Consider the following 20,566-nt stretch of genomic DNA (forward strand, 5'->3'; position numbering starts at 1 on the left):
CCTGGACGAGCGGTCGTTGAAGGGGAGCGCCGGATCTCGGCGGGCTCAGAGCGGTTCGAGACGGCCTCGGGCGGCTCCCGCCTGCAGGGCGGACATCAAAGAGCGCACTTGGGCCGGACGGCTGGTGGCCGGGCCGTCCGCCACCGCCTCACCGCCGTCCGGCGCTGCCCCGGACGCGTCCGCGTCCAGTTGACGCACGGACCAGGGGTCGAGCACTCCGGTGACGCCCGGTCCGGGGAGACCTCCCCGGTAGGGCGCCGGCCCGGCGGCCGGCGTGTGATCGCCCGACCGGGCTCCGCCCCAGTCGGGTGGCGCCGGCGGGCCGGCGTTCTCGGTCTTGAGCTGCGGTGCCAGGCTGGCCTGCCGCACCCGGCGCGGCAGGCCGTCGATCATCTCCGGGACGGTGGCCGCGGCCTGGTCCTGCACCTGTGCCGAGCTTGCGGCGGCGGGCGACGTGCCGGCCGTGTGGCGCCATGGCTCCACAGTCCCCGCAGGGAGAGCACCGGGGTGCGCGTGGGTCGCGGGTGTCCACGCGCCCGTCGGCGCGGCTGGGCCGGCCGGAGCCCACTCGGGGGCAGGCCCCGCCTGGGGAGGCCGGGCCCGCAGCGCAGGTGCGCCGGCCGGCCCGGGAAGCCTGCCCGGACCGGAACCGGGTGCGGCTCCCGGTTCCGCCCTCGTGTCCGCCGGCTCGGCTGGGCGGGCCGGGTCCTCCAGCAGCGTGTTCGGGATGAGCACGATGGCGGTGATGCCACCGTAGGGCGAAGAGCGGAGAGTCACATGGACGCCATGGCGCTGGGAGAGCCTGCCGACCGTCACCAGGCCGAGTCGTGTGCTGTCCACGGCGCTGACGTCCACGGACTGGGTGATCCGCTCGTTGGCCGCCTGCAGGTCTTCGGGAAGCATGCCGAGGCCGCGGTCGTCGATCTCCACGACCAGGCCGCCCGCGCCGACGCCCGCGCCGACCCGGATCTGGCTGCCGGCCGGGGAGAAGTTCTGTGCGTTCTCGATGAGTTCGGCGAGCAGATGGACGATGTCGGCCGCCGCGTGACCGCTGATGCCGACCGGTGGCACGGGCGGGACGATGACCCGGTCGTAGCCCTCGGTCTCGGCGACCGCGCCGCGCACCACGTCCACCGCCGGAACCGGGTGCCGCCACACACGGCCCGTCGACGAGCCCGAGACGATGATCAGGCCTTCGGCATAGCGGCGTTGCCGGGTGGCGAGGTGGTCGAGCTGGAACAGCGACTGCAGCAGCGCAGGGTCCTCCTCCTGCTTTTCCATGGAGTCGAGGAGGCTGAGCTGCCGGTTGACCAGTGACTGGCTCCTTCTGGCGAGGTTGGCGAACACATCGCTGATCCCGCGACGGAGGCGGATGTCCTCGGCGGCGAGTTCGACGGCCGTCGACTGGAGGGCGTGAAAAGCCTCGCCCAGTTCGGCGATCTCGCGGTTGACGAAGTCGGGCCGGCGCAGGTCGTCCTCGACGTCGACCAGCTCACCGCGGCGAAGGCGCCCGACCACGTCACGCAGTTTCACGTCGGTGAGACTGCGGGCGGACTCGTTCAGGCGGCCCAGGTCGCTGACGAGTGACCGGGTGATTCTCACCGACAGCAGACCCGAGGCCACCAGCAGGCCCAGTCCGAACAGGCCGCTCACCAGCAGCTCCACGAAGGCACGCGTCGCCGGCGGACCGGTGAGGGTGAACACCACGGAGATGTCGTTCAAGGCCAGCTGGTTGGTGGCCCGCCACTGCGCGTCGTACGCCTTGCGCCATTCAAGGACAGGGAACGGCAGGCCCGGTGCGTCGGGGCCGGCCGCGATGATCTGCTCCTCCATCGCCGTGACCTTCGCCTGCGGGCCTCCGTCCTTGGACAGCGCCTCGAACTGGGCCCGCTGGGGTGCGGGGAGGGACTGCAGAGCCATGGCGGTGAAGTGCCGTGCGGCGCCGATGTTCTGGACCACGGCACTGTAGGAGGCTGGGTCAAGTCGGTGGTGCGCGGAGACCGCTGCGGCCGAGATCAGGGCGTCCTCCTGGGAGAGGAAGTCCCCGCCGACCACCAGCGTGTCGAGGGCCTGTCCGAACTTCTGCGCCTCCTCGTCCGGCAGGATCGTCATCGCGTGGAACGCTCCGGAGATCGCTGCGTTGACGGCCGTGTACGAGGCCAGCGCCTCGGCGGGAGGCAGCGCGAGGCTGTCGATCTGCCGGCGCAGCCCCCCGATCCCCGCGAGAGCGTCCTCGGCGGCGTCGACGCTACGGCGGACTTCGGGGTTCTCGACGTCGCGGACGCTGCTCTGCTCGGCCTCGGCCAGGAAAGCCCGCACGGAGGTGTCCGTGGCGGCACGGCTGGCTGCCAGGTCGCGCCAGTGAGCGCGGTCACTGCGTCCCTTTTCCGCGGGCGCCTGCAGCGCCAGCGCGATCAGGGAGTTGCGCCGCTCCACTTGGAGGTCGATGACGACCTCGCCCAAGGGGTGGGCCAGGCGGGTGCCGATCGTGTCCACGTGAGCGAGGGTGAGGGCGTTGCCCAGGGACAGGTTCGCCCCGTAGGCCCACAGGGCGGTCAACGAGAGAAGGGGGAGTAGCAGCAGGGCATTCAGCTTGCGGCGAACCGTCCATCTGCGCGATCTCATGAAAGCCTGCCAAGTCCCTTGTACTGCATGTGAGTCGGTGCGACCCGAACCGGACCGGGATCCGGCGGAGGTCGGTGACGTGAGGTCGAGCGGGGACCGTCGACTCGCGGGGGGGGCTCCCGCGAGCAGCGCCCTGACGGCTTGCGGCCGCCGGCCGGCGAGAGGTCGTCGTGAGCACGGGCTCAGGATGTGAGGCCCCGTCGAGGCCCCGGCCCGCCCCGCGCGGAGACGGTCTCCAGCATCTCGTAGATATCGTGATGGAGGTGCACGCAACATGTCGGGGACATGGCCAGTCTGTGTCGAGGACCGGTCATCATGGTGCGCGACTCCCGCCCTGCGGCGTTCCCAGGATCGCGAGGTGAGGGCTGCACACGGTCGCGGACTCGCGACGCTCATCTCGGCGTGCGGAAAGCCTTGTTGGCGGCGGCGTGCTGCGGTCCTGCGTCGCGCCGTCTGCCGTGGTCTTCGGGGCCGCTGAGCGGCGGGGAGGTCGGCGACGAGGAGCTCGTGGGAAGCGATGCGCCGTCAGCGCCGGTGGGGCCGGCAGCAACCGAGCAGGCATACCGCCCCCCGCCCTCGTGCGATGGATGGACCGTGCGGAGGCGCTGCCCTGCGCGGGTCTGCTCCCTCCCAACCGACCGGCCACGTCCGTCGTCGACCGCAACGCACGCGCGGGAGTCATCCTGCGCGTCGTCGGCCCCCACCGGCCCGCTCTCACCCACCGTGTCGAGCAGGCCGGCCGACCGACTGCGGCCGCTTCCGTCACGTCCCACCGCGCGGGGCGGGAGCGCGCGGCGGCCGGGCGGGCGGACGCCTCCCGTCCCGGCCGACCTGCGCCGCGCCGGGTCCGCCGTGGGGCCCGCGTCCGCCGTCGGCGCCCGCACGTCGTCCGCTCGTCGCCGGGCCGCCACCCGCCGTACCACCGCCGTTCCCGGCGGTCGCGGGAGGCGGTCCGCCGGCGTCTCCTCCGGCGGCGGCACGGTATACCTTTGCCGCCGTGACCGGTGGAAACGCGATACTGCAGCGACGGCTCGGCGTCTTCGACGCCACCGTCATCGGACTCGGCTCGATGATCGGCGCCGGGGTCTTCGCGGCCTTCGCACCGGCCGCCCACGCCGCCGGCTCCGGGCTGCTCCTCGGGCTCGCGGCGGCCGCCGTCGTCGCCTACTGCAACGCCATGTCCTCGGCCCGGCTCGCCGCGCTCTACCCCGCCTCCGGCGGCACCTACGTCTACGGACGCGAACGGCTCGGGCCCTTCTGGGGCTATCTGGCGGGATGGTCCTTCGTCGTCGGCAAGACCGCCTCCTGCGGGGCGATGGCCCTGACCATCGGCGCGTACGTCTGGCCGGAGCAGCAGCGAGCGGTCGGTGTCGCCGCCGTCGTGGCGCTCACCGCCGTCAACTACGCCGGCGTGCAGAAGGCCGCCTGGCTCACCCGGGGCATCGTCGCGGTCGTCCTCGCGGTGCTCGCGGCCTTCGTGGTCGCCGCGTTCACCGGCGGCGAGGCCGACGCGACCCGGCTGGACATCGGGGCCGACGCGACCCGGCTGGACATCGGGGCCGACGCGACCCGGCTGGACATCGGGGCCGACGCGACCGTCGGCGGCGTGCTGCAAGCGGCCGGCCTGCTCTTCTTCGCCTTCGCCGGGTACGCCAGGATCGCCACGCTCGGCGAGGAGGTACGGGACCCCGCGCGCACCATCCCCCGCGCGATCCCGCTGGCCCTCGGCGTCACCCTGGCCGTCTACGCCGCCGTCGCGGTCGCCCTGCTCGCGGTGCTGGGCCCGCAGGGACTCGCCGGCTCGGCGGCACCGCTGGCCGATGCCGCGGGCGGCCTCGCGCCGCTGATGCGGGTGGGCGCGGCGGTCGCCGCCGTCGGCTCCCTGCTCGCGCTGATCCTCGGGGTCTCCCGCACGGCGCTGGCCATGGCCCGCGACGGCCACCTGCCGCGGGCCCTGGCCGCCGTGCATCCGCGCTTCGGGGTTCCCCACCACGCCGAACTCGCCGTCGGCGCCGTCGTCGCCGTGCTCGCCGCCACCGCCGACCTGCGCGGCGCGATCGGCTTCTCCTCCTTCGGCGTCCTCGTCTACTACGCCGTCGCCAACGCCTCCGCCTGGACCCTGGGCCCCGGCGCCCGACGGCTCGTGCCCGCCGTCGGTCTGCTCGGCTGCCTCGTCCTGGCCTTCGCCCTGCCCTGGACCTCCGCCGCCGCGGGCGCGGCCGTGCTCGTCGCGGGGGCGGCGCTGTACGCGGCACGCAGCCGCCGGAACACCTGACGCCGGTCGCCTCGGGTCGCCACGACAGCGGCGCCGGCCGGAACCAGCCACAGCACCGGCGGCCCCTGCCGGGGAGGGCGGGACAAGCCGCGCCATCCGCTCCGGACGATGGGCCTGGCAGCGCCCATCGCCCCACGCCCGAAGAGGCGTTGGCCCAACTGAGACGCTTCCGCAACGGCACCGATGCCGCCCCGTGCGGACCGCGTACGTCACAGTCACAGAAGGCGCACGGGGCGCCGACGGGGGTGACATTCATGCGGCGGATCACGGCGATGACGGTGGCGGCGGTCGCGGCGGCGGCGATGGTGGCGGGGTGCAGCGCCGGAGAGAGCGGGAACCGCTCCCGCTCCGGCGCCGAGCACGGCCCCGGCCGCGGCGCCCAGGCGCCCGGGTACGGCTCGGGGTGGACCGGGCAGGGCGGCGACGGCAGCGGGCGGAACCCGGCCGACGGACCGGAGACCGCCCGGCTGTCGACCTTCGCGCTGGACGTCGACACCGCCTCGTACGGTTACGCCAGGCGGCGGCTCGACGAGGGATCGCTGCCCTCGCCGGCCGACGTGCGCTACGAGGAGTTCGTCAACAGCTTCCGGCAGGACTACCCCGCTCCCCGGGGGGACGGCTTCTCCGTCACCGTCGACGGCGCCCGCATCGGCGACGAGCGGGGCTGGTCCCTGCTGCGGGTCGGCCTCGCCACCCGCCCCGCGGACGAGGGCGAGAGGCCGCCGGCCGTCCTGACCTTCGTCGTGGACGTCTCCGGCTCCATGGGCGAGACCGGCCGCCTCGACCTCGTCCGACAGGCGCTGCGCGCCGCGATCGGCGAACTGCGGGACGACGACTCCCTCGCCGTCGTGGCCTTCAGCGACCGCGCCCGGGTGGTCCTGCCGCACACCAGGCTCGGCGCCAAGGGCGCCCGGCAGCACGCCCGCTCGGTGGTCGACCGTCTCGAGCCGGAGGACTCCACCAACCTGGAAGCGGGCCTACGCACCGGTTACGACGTGGCCCTGGAGAGCGCCCGGCGCGGGTCCACCAACCGGGTCGTCCTGCTCTCCGACGCCCTCGCCAACACCGGGGAGACCGAACCCGACGCCCTGCTGGAGCGGATCGACCGGGCCCGCTCACAACACGGCGTCGCGCTCTTCGGGGTCGGCGTCGGCAGCGAGTACGGCGACGAGCTGATGGAGCAACTGGTCGACAAGGGCGACGGCCACACCTCGTACGTCGCCACCCCGGCGGAGGCCCGCGCCCTGTTCGTGGACCGGCTGCCGGTCAACATCGGCCTGCGCGCCCGCGACGCCAAGGCCCAGGTCTCCTTCGACCCGCGCACGGTCGAGCGCTACCGCCTGATCGGCTTCGAGAACCGCGCCGTCGCCGACGAGGACTTCCGCGACGACCGCGTGGACGGCGGCGAGGTCGGTCCCGGCCACACCGTCACCGCGCTCTACGCCGTGCGGCTGAAGGAGGGCGCCCGGGGCCACGTCGCCACGGCCACCGTGCGCTGGCTCGACCCGCACGACCGCTCCCCTCACGAGGCCGCCGGCGCCGTCGAGGCGGACCGGCTCTCCGGGCGGCTGTGGGACTCCGGCACCTCCCCGAGGCTCCGCGTGGACGCGGTCGCCGCGTACTTCGCCGACGCGCTGCGCACCTACGACACGGGAGACAGGCAGCTGCCCGGCGCGCCCGGTCTCGCCGAGCTCGGTGAGACCGCGCACGCCCTGGCCGAGATCACCGAGGACCCGGCGGTACGCGACCTGGCGCGCGCCGTCGACAGCGCGTACGCGCTCCGCGCGGGCTGACGCGGTATCAGTTGAGGTATGGCAGAAGAGAAGGAACCCGAGCCCGAGCTCGACGCCCGCCACAGCAGCGCGGGTGCGGCCCCCACGACCTGGCACGACGCCCGCGAACAACTGGCCGGCGCCGAGATCTACTGGCTGAGCACCGTCCGTCCGGACGGCCGCCCCCACGTCACCCCGCTGATCGGGGTCTGGTTCGACGACGCCCTGCACTTCTGCACGGGTGTGGACGAGCGCAAGGCCCGGAACCTCGCCCACAACCACCGGGTCGCCCTCACCACCGGCAACAACGCGCTCGAGGAGGGCCTGGACGTGGTGCTCGAGGGCAAGGCCGCCCGCGTGCGCAGCGACAAGCAACTGCGCCGGATCGCGGAGGCGTACGAAGCCAAGTACGGCTCGGCACGGCATTTCGACGTACGCGACCAGGTCTTCGTCGGCGACGGTCACGAGGCCCTCGTCTACCAGGTGGAGCCCACCGCCGCTTTCGCCTACGCCCGCGGCACCGTGTACAGCCAGACCCGGTGGGTGTTCTAGGCGCGCCCGGCGGGGGGCGTCGCCGACGCCCACCCGCCGGCCGTTCCCCCAGGCCGACGCCCCCTCACTCGCGGGGAAGCCGGGAGCGGCCGACCGGGCCGTGGAAGGCCGCCCGGTCGGCCGCGGCCGTGCCGTGCTCCCAGCCCTCGCGGTCTCGGCCCTTCAGCCGCTCCGTTCTCGTCTGCGGGAACATCTCGTCCGCGGCCCGCCCCACCGCGACCTCGCGGGCGGCGAGCACCGGGAGCACCCCGGGGCCCTCGGGCCCCTCCGCGGCCTCCTCCGCCGCGTCGCGGGCGGCGCCGGCCAGGCGCTCGCCGATCCGGCCCGCGTAGGCGATGAGGAAGGACTCGCGGAAATCCCGGGAGGGGCCCCCGCCCTTACCGCCCTTTCCGGCCCTCCCGCCCCTGCCGCCCTTCCCTCCTGTGCCCGCGGCCGGCCCCGGCGCGCCGCCGTGCCGCATCGCCGCCTCGGCCTGCACCAGCAGAGACGTGTAGAGGACCTCCACCGCGTCCAGATCGGCCTCCCAGCCGACGACCGTCGAGAAGCCGAACTCCGCCGACCACACGGCGCGGCAGCGGTTGGCCGCCGCCACCGCGTCGAGCAGCAGCGCCTTCGGGGCCTCGTACGGGCGCTCCACGCCGATCCGCCGCGCACCCGGGCCGGCGCCCGGAGCCGAGCCCGCGACCAGCGCCTCGTCCACGCTGTGCCGGGCCATCAGATGCTGGGCCTTCGCGCTCAGCGCCTCCGCCTCCTCCGGGAAGGCCGTGGACTCCGCCTTGGCCAGCAGCGCCCTGATGCGGCGCAGCATGGGGTGCCCCGAGCCACCGGGCGCCGCCGTCGCGGGGGCGGCCAGCGGGGTGATCCCGGGCAGCCGCCCCAGCAGGCGGACGAGCTCCAGCACGGCCGTCGCCACGGTGAAGCGGTCCCACCGCTCGGCCGCCCCGAAAGCCGTCAGGAGGCCCTGCGGCTCCGCGTCCGCGTCTCTGCCCCCGTCCCCGTCCGCGGTCAGGCGCTCGGCGAGCCGCACGTGCTCCGGGCGCAGTTCACGGCGCACCATGCGCAGCAGGTCCGCGTCCTCCCAGCCACGCGCCCGGCAGCCCCGCAGCAGTCCGCCCACCGCGGCCCCCACCGCCCGGCTGACCTCGTCCCATCCGGCCTCCGCCGCCGCCATGGCCGACGCCCCGGCGTCCAGCGCCGTCTCGACGTCTGCCGCCGACGACCCCAGGACGCCGGCGAACGCTGCCTCGACCACCGTCATCGCATCTCGCACACCGTTCAGGATCGCACCGGCACACCGCGCGCGGAGCACCGGCGCCGTCGCCCGCCCCGGGCCCGGATGGCGTACCAGGGCGCGCCCGCGGCCGGTCCCGGCTGACAGGGTGGAGAGGAGGGCCGACTGACGGTCCGTCGGTCGCGCTGTACGCGGAACCCGAGGAGATCGACGCATGCGTGTGTCCCTGCGCCGGATGTTCGCCGGGGTGCTGATGACCGTCTCCCCCCTTCTGGCCGCCCTCCCCGTGCCGTCGCCCGCGCAGGCGCACGACCAGCTCGCCCTGGCCCCGCTGCTCGGCGCGGGGTCGCCGAACTCCATCCCCGGCCGGTACATCGTCACCGTGGCCCCGGGCAGCGACCCCTCGGCCGTCGCGAGCGCGGCCGGGGTGACCCCGTCTCACGTCTACGAGAGCGTGCTGCGGGGCTTCGCCGCCCCGCTCACCGGGCCGCAGCTGGCGCGGGTGCGGGCCCTGCCCTCGGTGCGCGGCGTCGAGCAGGACACCACCGTCGCCCTGCCTCTCGAGGACCGGGTCCCGGTGGCGACCAGCCGCAGCATTCCCGTGGGCCCACCCCCTCCGCCCGGCGGCACAGGCCGGTTCTGGGGCCTGGAACGGGTGAACAACCGCGCCCCGGCCACCCACGGCTACACCGTCCGGGCGACCGGCGCCAAGGTCACCGCCTACATCATCGACAGCGGCATCGACTTCACCCACCCCGAGTTCGGCGGCCGCGCCAGGCCCGGCATCGACGAGATGGACGACGACCGCGGTGCGGCGGACTGCGCCGGGCACGGCACGCACGTCGCCGGGACGGTCGGCGGCGAGAACACCGGCGTCGCCCGGGGCGTCTCGCTGGTCTCCGTGCGCGTACTGGACTGCGAGGCACGCGGCCCGAACTCCGGGATCATCGCCGGCATCAACTGGGTCGCCCTGCACGCGGTGAGACCCGCGGTGGCCAACATCTCGCTCGGCGGGGTCTACTCGCCGGCTCTGAACGAGAGCCTGGACGCGCTGGCCCGCTCCGGGGTCTTCCCGGTGGTCGCGGCCGGCAACGACGACGTCAGCTCCTGCGCCATCTCACCGGCGAGCGCGGCGGAGGCGTTCACCGTCGCCGCGACCGACCGGGCCGACCACCGGGCGCCGTTCAGCAACTTCGGCAGCTGCGTCAATCTGAACGCGCCCGGGGTCGACATCGCCTCCGCCTTCCCCGGCGGCCTCTACGCCGTCATGAGCGGCACCTCGATGGCGGCGCCCCACGTCACCGGCATCGCGGCGCTCTACAAGGACACCTATGGGGACGTCGGCTTCGCGGAGCTGAAGCAGTGGCTCCTCGACCACGCCACCCGGACCGCGGTCCCGGAACCATGGGGCACCCCGCGGCTGGTGGCGTTCACCGGCGACCTCTGAGCTCCCGCCGCCGACGCGCCGCCCATGTCCTTGCGGGCACTACGCCGTGCGCTGGGCGAACGGGTGCAGCAGGGAGTCGGCGGTCGGCGCCTGGGTGAACTCGTGCGGACGTGAGGGGTCCCGCTCGGGGAGCAGATCCCACCACCACGCGATCGCCGGAATGTCCAGCGGCTCGAGACTGTCGTCGCTGGGGACGTCGCAGAAGGTCGAGGGAAGGTTCGCCGGGTCGTCGGGGGTGGTGTACCGGATCGAGGTGACGCCCCAGTCCTGGGCGCCGCGGATGAAGTGGCCGAGGCTGTCGAGGAACTGCCGCAGCTGGGGGCTGCCGAAGATCCTCAGATGTTCCGAGACGCGCAGGAACAGGTTCATCACGCGGTCGCGCTGCGCGATGGCCACGGTGAGGGCCTTGTCCTGTGACAGACCCCGCTCCTCGGCGAGGACGCGTACCGCGTTCAGGTAGAAGCCGCCGGCTCGCTTCTCCTTGTGGTGCGAGAAGATGTCGTTGTCCCAGCAGATGACGAAGTACGCCATCTCCGCTGCGGCGCGCACCGCGGTGAGGTCCCGCTCCAGCGGCTGGAGTTCGTAGCCGTGCCCCATCTCCAGCAGCGGCATCATCACCGACGTGGCACCGTCGTAGATGCGCATCAGCGTGTAGTCGTTGAGGTCCGGTACGGTGCCCCGGCTCCTGAAGGACGCCTCCCACACGACGGAGCAGAAGTACTCGCGCAGGGCGTCGACCCAGCGAGCGACCTGGCCCGGAGTGCCGTACACGTCCATCCGGTAGCGGAGGTCCCGCAGGCCCTGCGCCAGCGGGTCGTCCGCCAGCATCGGGATCTCGGGGTTCTGGGCGATGCGCAGCAGGCGGGACAGCGCCCCCATGAGGTCGCCCGGCCGGGTCCCGATGTCGCCTTCCTCGCAGTAGCCGTCGTCGACGCCGAAGAGCCAGATGATGAAGTCCGCGGCGATCGAGACGACTTCCTCGTGGCCGTCCGGGAGGATGCGGGCCGCGAAGGTACCGATGTCGTGCTGCACGAGGCGGCTGCGGAGCGTGTCGGAGCCGATGCGGAAATGGTCGGCCCATTCGGCGGTCCGGGCGTCGATGGCGGCATGACGGGGATGGATGGCCGGACTGAGTGGAGAGTAGATCGGTGGAACTATCACGTCGGGCCCCACTGACGGTCACCTCGCAGTTGTCAACCCTCTGAGCACCGGCAGTCGCACCTGGCACATGCCCAAGCGGAACGCCAGTGGATCATTTACAGCGACCATTACCCCGGCATATGGCCGAGCCCGTCAAGGGATCAAATTGCGCCACGCACAAGCGAGTTGGCTTACACAACGCTTGCGCCGGGCGTGCGCCCCGTGCACAAACGGCGCACGCTCATGCGGTGACCGGGCCGCGGAGGCGCCGTGGACACACAGGGGCACACGGAGGGCGCACGGGTGGATCCGTCCGTGCGCCCAGCATGCGCGAGGCGCGGAATCAGGCGACCGGGCTACGCCGGGGCACCGAGTCCGGCGACCGGGCGGCCGGAGCACCGGGACCTCATGACGCGTCCGTGGCAACGGCCAGTGAGTGCAGGTACCGCATCAGGGTGAGGAGCACATCGCGGCTGGAGTCCCGCTTGCGGGCATCGCAGTTGACGATGGGGACGTGCTCCGGGAGATCCAGGGCCGCCCGCAGTTCCTCGAGGGGATGCGCGGGCGCCTCCGGGAAGGTGTTGATCGCCACCACGAAGGGCACCCCGCGCTCCTCCAGCCGCCCTATGACGTCGAAACTGACCTCCAGGCGTCTGGTGTCGACGAGCACGACCGCACCCAGCGCACCCTCGAACAGCCCGTTCCAGAGGAACCAGAAACGCTGCTGGCCGGGGGTGCCGAAGAGATACAGCACCAGCTCCGGGTTGAGGCTGATCCGGCCGAAGTCCATGGCCACGGTGGTCGCGGTCTTGCGTTCCACCCCGGCGGTGTCGTCCACGCCGACACCCGCCTGCGTCATGGTCTCCTCGGTCGTCAACGGCCTGATCTCACTCACCGATCGGACCAGGGTCGTCTTGCCGACCCCGAAACCCCCGACGACCACTATCTTGACCGCGGCGGTGGCGGTTTCCGGCAGTGCGTCCTCGCTCCGCGGTCCGGTGACGACAAGGGGGTCAGAGCTTCTCAAGTCCATGCATCACCGCCTCGATAAGAGCGACGTCGGGAAGGTTGGCGGGTGGAATCGGCGCACGCGCCTCCACCCGTTTCTCGGCCAGCAGGTCGGTGAGGAGCACCGTCACCACACTGACCGGGAGATTGAGGTACGCGGAGATCTCGGCCACGGACAGGGGCGAACCGCACAAGCGCACGATCGCGGCCTGCTCCGGCGGCATCCCCGGCGGCGGTCCGGTACGCGCCCGGATCAGCGTGACCAGGTCGAGGGTGGAAGTGTCGGCCCCCCCACTCCGACCTCCCGTGATCACGTAGAGCCGCTCGGGGCTTCCTTCCTCCCATCCCTGACCCGATTCGCTCATCCGGCCTGCTCGTCACTGCGCGGCGGGCTGCTCAGGTGCTCGCCGATGCGCGCCACGAGGTCGCGCATGCGCTGCCCCATCAGCCCGGCGTCGACTCCCTCGTCGGCGAGCACGGCCAGGTACGCCCCGGCGCCGGCCGCCATCAGGTAGAAGAACCCGCCCGACATCTCGATCACGACCAGCCTCATGCGGCCGTCACCGTGCGGGAACTCCGTGCCGACGGCGGCCGCCAGGCTCTGCAGGCCCGCACAGGCCGCGGCGAGCCGGTCGGCCGCGTCCGTGTCCGTGCCCCACTGGGCCATGCGCAAGCCGTCCGCGGAGAGCACCACCACGTGGCGGGTCTGCGGAACGCTGGTCGCCAGGTCCTCGAGCATCCAGTCCATGTTGGCCCGCTGCTGTATCACGGCTACTCACCCTTATCTAACGACTCGTCACTGCTGCTGACAGGAGCGGCAGCGGGCGTCTCCCCTGACACTCCGCTCTGGAAGGCGGCCAACCACATGCCGGGCTGGACCGGCTCCGGCGCCGGTGGTCTGGCATGGGAAGCAGTGACGGAACCGGCGCGGGGCGCGGAGCCCGCGGGAGCGGCCGCCGCGGGGGTGCGCCGGCGCCGCTGCGGCAGCCCGTTCGCGGTGCGCTCGTGGACGACGGGGACGTCGTCCACCATGTCGGCCATCACGGCCGCCGAAGCCCGGGGCCCCGTGGCCCGCCTGGTCTCGGAACCGGAACCGGATCCGGCAGCAGAGCCGGAACCGGGCGCCGGCGCGGACCGCGGACCGGAGGCGGCGCCGATGCCGTGCGCCAGGCCCGTCGCGTTGGTGGTGGTGGTGATCAGATCCTGCGGAACGACCAGGACCGCGCGCACACCGCCGTAGGCGGAGGTCCGCAGCGAGACCTGGAAGCCGTAGGCCTTCGACAGCCGGCCCACGACGGCGAGGCCCAGACGGGGCGTCTCGCCGAGGCCGTTGAGGTCGATGCCCGCCTGCGCCTGGGCGAGCATCTGCTCGGCCCGCTGCCGGGCCTCCTCGCTGAGGCTGACGCCGCCGTCCTCGATCTCGATCGCGATGCCGGACTGCACCTCGACCGCCGTGAGGTGCACCCGGGTCTGCGGCGGGGAGTAGCGGGTGGCGTTGTCGAGCAGCTCGGCGACCGCGTGGATCAGCGGTTCGACCGCGGGGCCGACCACCGCGACCTCGGATACCGAGTGCAGCTCGACCCGCTGGTAGTCGGTGATCCGCGACATCGCGCCGCGCAGCACGCTGAAGAGCGGCACGGCCTTGCTCCACTGGCGGCCGGGCCGGGCGCCGCCGAGGACGGCGATGCTGTCGGCGAGGCGGCCGATCAGGGCCGTGCCGTGGTCGAGGCGGAGCAGGTCGCCGAAGACCTCCGGGCTCTGCCCGTGGCGGTCCTCCATCTCCCGCAGTGCACTCGCCTGCTGGTGGACGATGGCCTGCACGCGGCGGGCGATGTTCACGAAGGCGCGCTGCGAGGACTCCCGGATGTCCTCCTCGGCGGAGACGGCCGTGAGGACGGAGTGGAGGACGGCCTGGTGTGCGCTCTGGAACTCGGCGGTGAGGCCCTCCGCCCGGGTCTCGACGCCCTTCATGACGTCCTCGAGGAACTCACCGCGCTGCAGCCGCGCCATGGCGTCGGGCAGCTGCTCCTTGGCAAGGCGTACGGTCTCGGCCTCCTGCTGGGCCAGCCGGTACCGCAACTCGGCTTCGTGGCGGGCCATCTGGGCGCGGAGCTCGGCGTTCAGGCGCCCTCGGCGGGAGACCTCGGCGGCGAGGACGGCGACGGCCACCGCGGCGGTCAGGCCGCACCACAGCACCGCCGACCGGGCGGACGAGGGGACGGTCCAGACGGCGACAGCCACGACCGCCGCGACTATGACAACCGGGAACAACCACGCGGACGTGGCGGTGGGCCGGTGGTCTCCGGGGGACGATCCAGCACGAACCATCAGCATCCTCAGGTGATCGCTAGTCATGGGACGAACACGGCACGAGCAGCGGATTGCGGCGTCGACGAGGTCGGCAATCGGCAGGTCCCGCCCGACCTGGCGTAATTCCTACAACACGCTGAGCCGCAAGTAGCATAGCCGCTTCCGTTCTTGGCTGATGCCGTCTCAAATTGACTGTGGCACATGCCTGTTGACCTATTGGTTATCGCTTGTCGGGCGCGGAGGCAAACCCTTCCCGGGCACTCCCGCACCATCTGTGCGTTCACGATTCGATCATGAGAAATGACTGATACACGCGAGTTGTCCAGGGATGGCTCGACCGATCCACCACCGGCGCCGCACCCCCAGAACCTCCCCCGAGCGCGACGGAACCCACCGGGGCGAGCCGCCTCGGCGAGGCCTCCGCAGCGCCCTGTGCCCACGTCACGCGGGCCCCGGTAGGCACGTTCCGGCCCGGGCGGGCGGGCGCGGCAGAGGGTGCGGGCGACGGCCGCGAGGAGGCGGTGAGCGGAAGAACCGGAGCGGTCGGCTCCCCCGGGCCCACCGAGGGCGGGGTCGCACCCAGGGGGCGGGACGGGGAGGGACCCAGGGGGGCGCCGTCCGGCCACGCGTGGCGCGCCAAAAGTGCGGGAGCCGGGAAGGGCGCAGATATTCGATTCACTCTTAAGAGTGAAGAGTGCTTGCGCTCGGCTCGTTCGGCATGAAGGAGTCACGCGATGCAGCGGCCGGCGTCGGAAACGGGGCTGCGGATGTGCGCGCGGCTGGTCGGGACGGGCCGGCGATCACCCCACGGGGGCGAGGGTCATCAGCCCGCAGCCGTACGCCTTGGCCCTGCCGATGCCCGCGGTGAGGACGTGGCGCAGCGCGTCGGGATCGGTCACCTCCAGGCGGCCGTCGTAGGTGACGGTGGCCAGCGTGACACGGCGGCCGCCGGCGCCCTTTTTGGCGAAGTTCACCGTGCGCTGGTCCCGGACGACGACCTGCGCTTCGCCCGCCTGGCCGGCCGCTCCCTCGGCAGGGGAGGCGCCGGCGATCCGGAAGCCGCCGGCGCCCTGGCGCCGCAGAAGCCACTGCAACTGGTGCCTGGGGGTGGTGTGGGCGGTGCGCTTCGTGGTGGCTTGGTCGTCCCTGGTGCGGGCGTAGTGCACGGGGTTGGCGGTCAGCCGGAAGTTCCAGACGGCGCCCTTTTCGAGGCGTTCCAGGAAGGGGGCGTAGGCGTGGGTCTGCCATCCGGGGGTCCCGGAGGCGGCCGCCGCGGGCCAGCCGGCCTGCTCGACGAGGTGGGTGAGGTCGGGCCGGTGCGGACTGACGATGTAGAGGAGCACTTCGGCGGCGGCGTCGCGGTCCAGGCGCCACAGGACCCGGGGGGTGTGTGCGGCGGTGGGCAGGAGTTCCGGGAAGCCGGACAGGACGGCGGCGTGAATGACCTGGGGGCTGGACAGCAGTCTGCGGGCGCCCGAGCGTGCGGTGTTGAGGCGCAAGCGGGTGAGGTACATCAGGCGCCTTCCAGGTGTCCGATGGGGTCGTGCGCAGGCGCGGACGCGGCCGTGCCGGGGTGGGCGTGGGGGTTGGTGACGGTGATGGTGGCGGTGCGGACAGGGCGTAGGGCGTAGCGGCGGTGGCGGGGGTCGTAGCTGAGGGGCTGGTCGCCCAGGGTGTCGGCGCCGGGGTGCTGTTCGGCGCCGGTGGTGGGGGCTTCCAGGTGCGCGGTCAGGTCGATCCGGCTCTGGTGGCGGTGTCGCTTCTGGTGCCAGTCGGCGGCGTGCCAGGGTTCGGCGGCCAGGACGGTGTGGAGGTCGGCCGCGTCGTGGTGGACGCCGAGGTCGACGGGCTGGGAGGGCGGGCAGGAGCGGCGGCCGAGGTAGGGCAGGTAGCGGGGGGTGCGCAGGGCGGTGTGGAGTCGCTCGATCAGGGCCGCGGGGCCTTGAACGGCGGCGATGAAGACGGCGTCGGCGAGGTAGTGGCGCTCGGACAGGGGCATGGCTTCGCCGGTGTCGAAGTGGTGGGCGGTCTGGAAGTCGCGCAGGCGGGTGCCGGGTTGGTCGATCCGGACGCCGAAGCGCAACCGCGCCAGTTCGGCCAGGCCGGTGTCGTCGTCGCGGTCCAGGCCCACCGCGGCGCCCAGCAGGCCGATCACGCCGCTTTTGGTGGGGGCGTTTCCGGTGCTGCGGCGGGCGAAGCGGCCGGCGGACCCCCAGGACTGCAGGGGGCCGGCCAGCCGCAGCGTCAGGACGCTCATCCGCGCTGCTCCAGGTGGTGTGCGACCGCCTGGCCGACGGAGCCGACCAGGCGGGCCAGGCTGGGGGTCTCGGTGCCGAGGCCGGCGAGCTTGGCGGTGGCGGGGCCGATGCGCAGGACCCAGGTCTGGCTGGTGTCGTCGCCGTAGGCGCGTTCGATCTCGGGGGCGTAGTCGGCCAGCCGGGCGCAGGCGTGTTCCATGTGGCCGCCGGTGGCGTCGGCGGTGACGGGCTTTTCGAAGGCGGAGACGTAGCTGACGGGTCGGGTGGCGCGGAGTGTGACGACGACGGCGTCGGGGAAGGTGTGGTGGCCGAAAGTGTTGATCTTGCCGGTGGGTAGGGACGCCACGAACGCCTCGAGGAATGCCTCGACCGCGCGGCGGACGGGGGTGGCCGGTTCCTGGCCGGGGTCGAGGCCCTTGCCGAGGTTCCTTTCCAGCAGGTCGACGTCGAGGGCGGCATAGCGGTAGAGGGTGGCGGAGGTGAAGTCGACGGTGCCGATCATGCCGGCGCCGGGTTCCGCAACGGTGTTGCGGTCGTCGACGGCGGTGAAGTAGTCGGACTCGGTCTCCGCGCGGTGGACGCTGAGGGCGTGGGCGACCTGCGCGGCGGCGTCGACGCCGATGTCGGCGGAATCGGCGACCATACGTCCGAACAGGGCGATGTCCACCGAGTGCCGTCCGTCGGCGATCTTCTTCGCACGGGCCTTGACCTCTTTGTTCTTCAGGAACGCCGTGATGTCGGCGCTGCCTTCGACTGCGAGGGCGGCGAGCTGGTCGAGCTGGCGGGCGCTGAGGAACATCAGGTACGACGACTCCGGCGCCGGTTCCGGGTCGCCGTTCTTCCTGGCCGCGTCCGCCTTGCGCTTGGGCGGCTCGATCTTCGAGCCGGTCGCCGTCTGGACGACCTCGGCCGCCGCCGCGAGGGCCTGCGGGCCGGCGAGGTCGGGGCACAGGGCGGTCACCCGCTCGGCCAGCAGTTCGGCGACGCGCTTGGTGCGCACGCCCAGCTCACCAGGGTCGAGGAGGGTGTCGAAGTAGCGGCGGGTGGCGCGCTTCCAGGACTGGCTGGACACCCGGGCCCGGGTGACCCCGCCGTAGACCGCGGTCTTGGGGGCGCCGGTGTCGTCGCGGTTGAGGTTGCTCGGCGGCACGCTCTGCAGGGCGTGCACGTCCAGGATGATGCGAGCGGTCACGAGGCGTCCTTGGTGTCGATCGCGGCGGCCGCGGCGGGGTCGGTCGGGGCGGTGCGGTAGGCGGCGTGGAAGGAGCGGCCCCAGGAGCGGCGGACGTTCTCCGGACCGCCGGGCTGCTGCCAGTGGTAGAGCTGGTCGGCGAGCAGGGCGTAGTCCAGGGCGAAGCCCCTGTCCCGCAGCAGGACGGTGAGGTCGCGGAGCCGGGTGGCGAGCACACCGAGGGTCGGTGCGCGGCCGGCGCTGACGAAGCGCTTGCGGACCGGCTCGTCGACGGTCGTGCCGCGCATCAGGCGCCGCACCGCGCTGCCGAGCTCGTCGCCTCCGGGGCGGTGCATGCCGGTCGGACGGGACTGCTGGTGCAGCGCCCACAACGCCAGTGCGGTGTCGACCGCGCCCGCGGCGGCGTCGTGACGCAGCGACGCAACGTTGAAGAGGGGGTCGAGGTCGATCAGACCCCACAGGTCCGGGACGGAGGCTGCGTCTTTGCCGGCGGCACGGCGCAGCCGGGCCAGCACCGCGACGGCGTCGGGGCGGTCGTCGAGGTAGCCGTGCTGCAGGCGGCCGATCTCACGTCCGGCCAGCGTGCCGACCGGTCCCGGTGAGGTGGGGAAGCGGGCCTCGGAGGACGGGGGGGTGCTCATACGGGCGCTTTCCGTGAGCCGGAGGCCGCCCGAGGGCCGACGGCCACGTCGGAGGCCGGCTCCCGCGGGGCAGGGACGGTGGCGGTGGCGTTCGCGGTGGCGTCCGAGGCGGTGACCAGGGCTCGGTGCAGGCGGGCGCGGAACCACAGGTCGGCCAGGTCCGCGTTCAGCCACGTCTCACCTTGGGCGCGGGAGACCACACGGCCGCGCCAGGCCGCTTCCCCCGCCGCCTCGAGCACCTCGTCGGCCAGGCGGCCGACGATATAGCGGACGGTGTGCTGCCAGGCGGCACGCAGGCATCGGGGGTCGCCGCCTTCACCGATGGCATCGAGCCACAGCCGGTAGGGCCCGTCCAGAGCGGCATATGCGGCATCGCGGGCGGCGTACGTGCCCGACTCGGACGCGCTGCCGGCGGCGCGGGCCAGGTCCAGGACGAGGTCCCCGAGGGCGAGCACGGCACGGTCGGCGTCGGCGATGGCGTCCACCGCCGTCCGGGCCAGTGCCTGGTCGTCGTCGAGCAAGGGCACGGCCAGGGACACCGCATCGCCGGTGACCTCGTCGATCACCGACTGCTGCGTGCCGTAGACCACGCCGAAGGTCCGTAGGCGGATCCGCCGATCCCGGGGCAGGATCCGCTCACCCCGCAGGCGCGCGATCCAGTCCACGACGCCGGGCCGCAGGCCGCCCGCGGGCTCGCCGCGCCGTGTCGTGTCGGGGCCGGCCGGGGTGATGAGGGCTTCCAGGCTCCGCCAGGCCGCGCGGGCCGGGTCGTGCTCGCGCGGCAGGTACACCAGCGGCAGGCCCAGCTTCTTCTCCTGGGCCCGGCTGCGGCGCCAGGCGGTCATCGGCTCGACGTGCTGCATGTTCCGCGCCGCCAGCGGGTCGCCGTAGGTGAGGACGACTCCGTGCACACCGTCGGCGTCGGCGTGCAGGAGCAGCCGCCGGGACTGCCAGGTGTACAGGTCGCACGGGCCCGCCGGGCGCGCGGCGAGATCGTCGGCCGCGCCGGGAGCGGTGGGCGGGCGCCGCCACGCGGGCCGGTCCTCGGCACCCGTCGCCGGCTGATCGTCGTCGGCGACGAGATTGAGCAGCAGCGTCTCGCGCAGGGTGTCCCCCTCGACCAGGACGGCGCCGAGGTTCCCCGCCCAGGCCACGCCCTGCGGGTAGGCCCTGCCGCCCTTGGCCCGGGGATCGCCGACGACGCCGCTCTTGATCCCGGAGGTGTCGTAGGCCTGGGCGTGGACCACCCAGCGGGCGGCCTCGGCGAACGAAAGCCGCTCGGCGCCCGGCAGGCGGGTGGTGAAGAAGGGGGCTCCGTTGGGCACGTCCGCGACGATCCGGTTCAGCGAGAACACCTCGCCGGAAGCGGTGCGCAGCCCGGGGGTCTGGAAGAACGGCGTACGCGGGTGCAGCAGGTCGAACCGCTCGCGGTGCCGGAGCAGATAGCCGTCCACGACCGTGAACGGACGGGAATCCGCCCACAGGCCGGCCCACGCCGCGACGCTCCTCGGGCCGTCCAGGGCGTCGTGGACGATCGCCAGCAGCAGCCTCGTGAGGGCGAAGTCCTGGGTCGCCAGGTCGCCCGCCAGCCGCCGCACCTCGTGCGCGCGGGCGAAGACGTCACGCAGGGACAGGACCGCCGGTTCCCCGGAGGTCAGCTGCACCGGCAGCCACGGCCGGCTCGTCAGGTCGAAGGACGGCACGCCCTCAGAAGCATCCGTGCGGTCACCGCCCATGGGACGCCCCGTACGCCGGTGCCCTACGGGGCCGAGCGCCCGCCTGCCGGGCGCCGCGGGATGCCCCCGGCGACCAGGTCGGCACACCGGCCACCCGCCGCACGACAACCGCCTCGGCGGCGGGGCACCGTACACAGCAGCCATACATCTTGCCATCCACCAGCAGAAAGAACCCCGCCGAAGGCGAGGAGCAGTCTCGTCCGATCCCCGCGGCCCGGCCGGGGCCCCGGGGATCATCCCCGCAGGCGCGAGGAGCAGGCGTTCTCCATGATCAAACGCCAGTCCGACTCCGGGTCATCCCCATATGCGGGGCACAGGCCAGTACGGGGTCGGGGAAACAAACGCAGCCACCACGAGATCCTGCCGACCCGGTGCCCCC

Annotated in this window: 16 protein-coding genes; 4 read left to right on the forward strand and 12 right to left on the reverse strand. The window is 73.2% G+C overall.

The annotated features are described in order from the left end of the window. Nucleotides 1-45: 45 nt before the first annotated feature. Nucleotides 46-2,625, reverse strand: coding sequence for a sensor histidine kinase (locus AC3ET4_RS10445; protein ID WP_431948334.1), 2,580 nt, complete (start codon nt 2,623-2,625; stop codon nt 46-48). Nucleotides 2,626-3,622: 997 nt separating this feature from the next. Between AC3ET4_RS10445 and AC3ET4_RS10450 the strand changes: the two genes are divergently transcribed. From AC3ET4_RS10450 to AC3ET4_RS10460, 3 genes are all read left to right on the forward strand, one after another. Further along, nucleotides 3,623-4,900 (forward strand): APC family permease, encoded by a 1,278-nt coding sequence (locus AC3ET4_RS10450; protein WP_431948336.1) that lies wholly within the window; start codon nt 3,623-3,625, stop codon nt 4,898-4,900. Nucleotides 4,901-5,154: 254 nt separating this feature from the next. Further along, nucleotides 5,155-6,693 (forward strand): vWA domain-containing protein, encoded by a 1,539-nt coding sequence (locus AC3ET4_RS10455; protein WP_431948338.1) that lies wholly within the window; start codon nt 5,155-5,157, stop codon nt 6,691-6,693. Nucleotides 6,694-6,711: 18 nt separating this feature from the next. Beyond that, nucleotides 6,712-7,224: a pyridoxamine 5'-phosphate oxidase family protein gene (locus AC3ET4_RS10460; RefSeq protein ID WP_431948340.1), complete on the forward strand. Its 513-nt coding sequence runs from the start codon at nt 6,712-6,714 to the stop codon at nt 7,222-7,224. A gap of 64 nt (nt 7,225-7,288) precedes the next feature. Here AC3ET4_RS10460 and AC3ET4_RS10465 read toward each other — a convergent pair whose 3' ends face one another. Beyond that, the gene (locus AC3ET4_RS10465) at nt 7,289-8,494 is read right to left on the reverse strand and encodes a DUF2786 domain-containing protein (protein ID WP_431948342.1); all 1,206 of its coding nucleotides are present in this window, start codon (nt 8,492-8,494) and stop codon (nt 7,289-7,291) included. Nucleotides 8,495-8,669: 175 nt separating this feature from the next. Between AC3ET4_RS10465 and AC3ET4_RS10470 the strand changes: the two genes are divergently transcribed. Further along, the gene (locus AC3ET4_RS10470) at nt 8,670-9,902 is read left to right on the forward strand and encodes a S8 family peptidase (protein WP_431948344.1); all 1,233 of its coding nucleotides are present in this window, start codon (nt 8,670-8,672) and stop codon (nt 9,900-9,902) included. Nucleotides 9,903-9,941: 39 nt separating this feature from the next. On the opposite strand, the gene AC3ET4_RS10475 is transcribed toward AC3ET4_RS10470, so the two are convergent. From AC3ET4_RS10475 to casA, 10 genes are all read right to left on the reverse strand, one after another. Then, nucleotides 9,942-11,075 carry a selina-4(15),7(11)-diene synthase gene (locus tag AC3ET4_RS10475; RefSeq protein ID WP_431948346.1) on the reverse strand — a complete coding sequence of 378 codons (1,134 nt, stop codon included), beginning with the start codon at nt 11,073-11,075 and terminating at the stop codon, nt 9,942-9,944. Nucleotides 11,076-11,448: 373 nt separating this feature from the next. Then, nucleotides 11,449-12,075 carry a GTP-binding protein gene (locus tag AC3ET4_RS10480; protein ID WP_431948348.1) on the reverse strand — a complete coding sequence of 209 codons (627 nt, stop codon included), beginning with the start codon at nt 12,073-12,075 and terminating at the stop codon, nt 11,449-11,451. Continuing rightward, nucleotides 12,056-12,415, reverse strand: a complete 360-nt coding sequence (locus AC3ET4_RS10485; RefSeq protein ID WP_431948350.1) for a DUF742 domain-containing protein — start codon at nt 12,413-12,415, stop codon at nt 12,056-12,058. The genes AC3ET4_RS10480 and AC3ET4_RS10485 overlap by 20 nt, the downstream gene beginning before the upstream one ends. Continuing rightward, a complete protein-coding gene (locus tag AC3ET4_RS10490; protein ID WP_431948408.1) occupies nt 12,412-12,798 on the reverse strand; it encodes a roadblock/LC7 domain-containing protein in 387 nt (128 codons plus the stop codon). The genes AC3ET4_RS10485 and AC3ET4_RS10490 overlap by 4 nt, the downstream gene beginning before the upstream one ends. 23 nt (nt 12,799-12,821) lie before the next feature. Next, complete coding sequence (locus tag AC3ET4_RS10495) at nt 12,822-14,378, reverse strand: ATP-binding protein (RefSeq protein WP_431948352.1); 1,557 nt, start codon at nt 14,376-14,378, stop codon at nt 12,822-12,824. 782 nt (nt 14,379-15,160) lie between these two features. Further along, the gene (gene cas6e, locus AC3ET4_RS10500) at nt 15,161-15,874 is read right to left on the reverse strand and encodes a type I-E CRISPR-associated protein Cas6/Cse3/CasE (protein ID WP_431948354.1); all 714 of its coding nucleotides are present in this window, start codon (nt 15,872-15,874) and stop codon (nt 15,161-15,163) included. Then, nucleotides 15,874-16,617, reverse strand: coding sequence for a type I-E CRISPR-associated protein Cas5/CasD (gene cas5e / locus AC3ET4_RS10505; RefSeq protein WP_431948356.1), 744 nt, complete (start codon nt 16,615-16,617; stop codon nt 15,874-15,876). Before cas5e ends, cas6e begins: the two co-directional genes overlap by 1 nt. Next, nucleotides 16,614-17,810 carry a type I-E CRISPR-associated protein Cas7/Cse4/CasC gene (gene cas7e / locus AC3ET4_RS10510; protein WP_431948358.1) on the reverse strand — a complete coding sequence of 399 codons (1,197 nt, stop codon included), beginning with the start codon at nt 17,808-17,810 and terminating at the stop codon, nt 16,614-16,616. Before cas7e ends, cas5e begins: the two co-directional genes overlap by 4 nt. Further along, nucleotides 17,807-18,451 (reverse strand): type I-E CRISPR-associated protein Cse2/CasB, encoded by a 645-nt coding sequence (casB, locus tag AC3ET4_RS10515; RefSeq protein ID WP_431948360.1) that lies wholly within the window; start codon nt 18,449-18,451, stop codon nt 17,807-17,809. The genes cas7e and casB overlap by 4 nt, the downstream gene beginning before the upstream one ends. Then, nucleotides 18,448-20,187: a type I-E CRISPR-associated protein Cse1/CasA gene (gene casA, locus AC3ET4_RS10520; RefSeq protein WP_488175931.1), complete on the reverse strand. Its 1,740-nt coding sequence runs from the start codon at nt 20,185-20,187 to the stop codon at nt 18,448-18,450. The genes casB and casA overlap by 4 nt, the downstream gene beginning before the upstream one ends. Nucleotides 20,188-20,566: the final 379 nt, after the last annotated feature.

It is taken from the genome of Actinacidiphila sp. bgisy167 (assembly GCF_057707665.1).

Bases quoted from the DNA above. Each gene is read 5' to 3' on its own strand.
- AC3ET4_RS10490 (WP_431948408.1), bottom strand. From the start codon at position 12,798: ATGGACTGGATGCTCGAGGACCTGGCGACCAGCGTTCCGCAGACCCGC.
- AC3ET4_RS10495 (WP_431948352.1), bottom strand. From the start codon at position 14,378: ATGGTTCGTGCTGGATCGTCCCCCGGAGACCACCGGCCCACCGCCACG.
- casA (WP_488175931.1), bottom strand. From the start codon at position 20,187: ATGGGCGGTGACCGCACGGATGCTTCTGAGGGCGTGCCGTCCTTCGAC.
- AC3ET4_RS10460 (WP_431948340.1), top strand. From the start codon at position 6,712: ATGGCAGAAGAGAAGGAACCCGAGCCCGAGCTCGACGCCCGCCACAGC.
- AC3ET4_RS10470 (WP_431948344.1), top strand. From the start codon at position 8,670: ATGCGTGTGTCCCTGCGCCGGATGTTCGCCGGGGTGCTGATGACCGTC.
- AC3ET4_RS10485 (WP_431948350.1), bottom strand. From the start codon at position 12,415: ATGAGCGAATCGGGTCAGGGATGGGAGGAAGGAAGCCCCGAGCGGCTC.
- cas5e (WP_431948356.1), bottom strand. From the start codon at position 16,617: ATGAGCGTCCTGACGCTGCGGCTGGCCGGCCCCCTGCAGTCCTGGGGG.
- AC3ET4_RS10455 (WP_431948338.1), top strand. From the start codon at position 5,155: ATGCGGCGGATCACGGCGATGACGGTGGCGGCGGTCGCGGCGGCGGCG.
- casB (WP_431948360.1), bottom strand. From the start codon at position 18,451: ATGAGCACCCCCCCGTCCTCCGAGGCCCGCTTCCCCACCTCACCGGGA.
- AC3ET4_RS10480 (WP_431948348.1), bottom strand. From the start codon at position 12,075: ATGGACTTGAGAAGCTCTGACCCCCTTGTCGTCACCGGACCGCGGAGC.
- AC3ET4_RS10445 (WP_431948334.1), bottom strand. From the start codon at position 2,625: ATGAGATCGCGCAGATGGACGGTTCGCCGCAAGCTGAATGCCCTGCTG.
- cas6e (WP_431948354.1), bottom strand. From the start codon at position 15,874: ATGTACCTCACCCGCTTGCGCCTCAACACCGCACGCTCGGGCGCCCGC.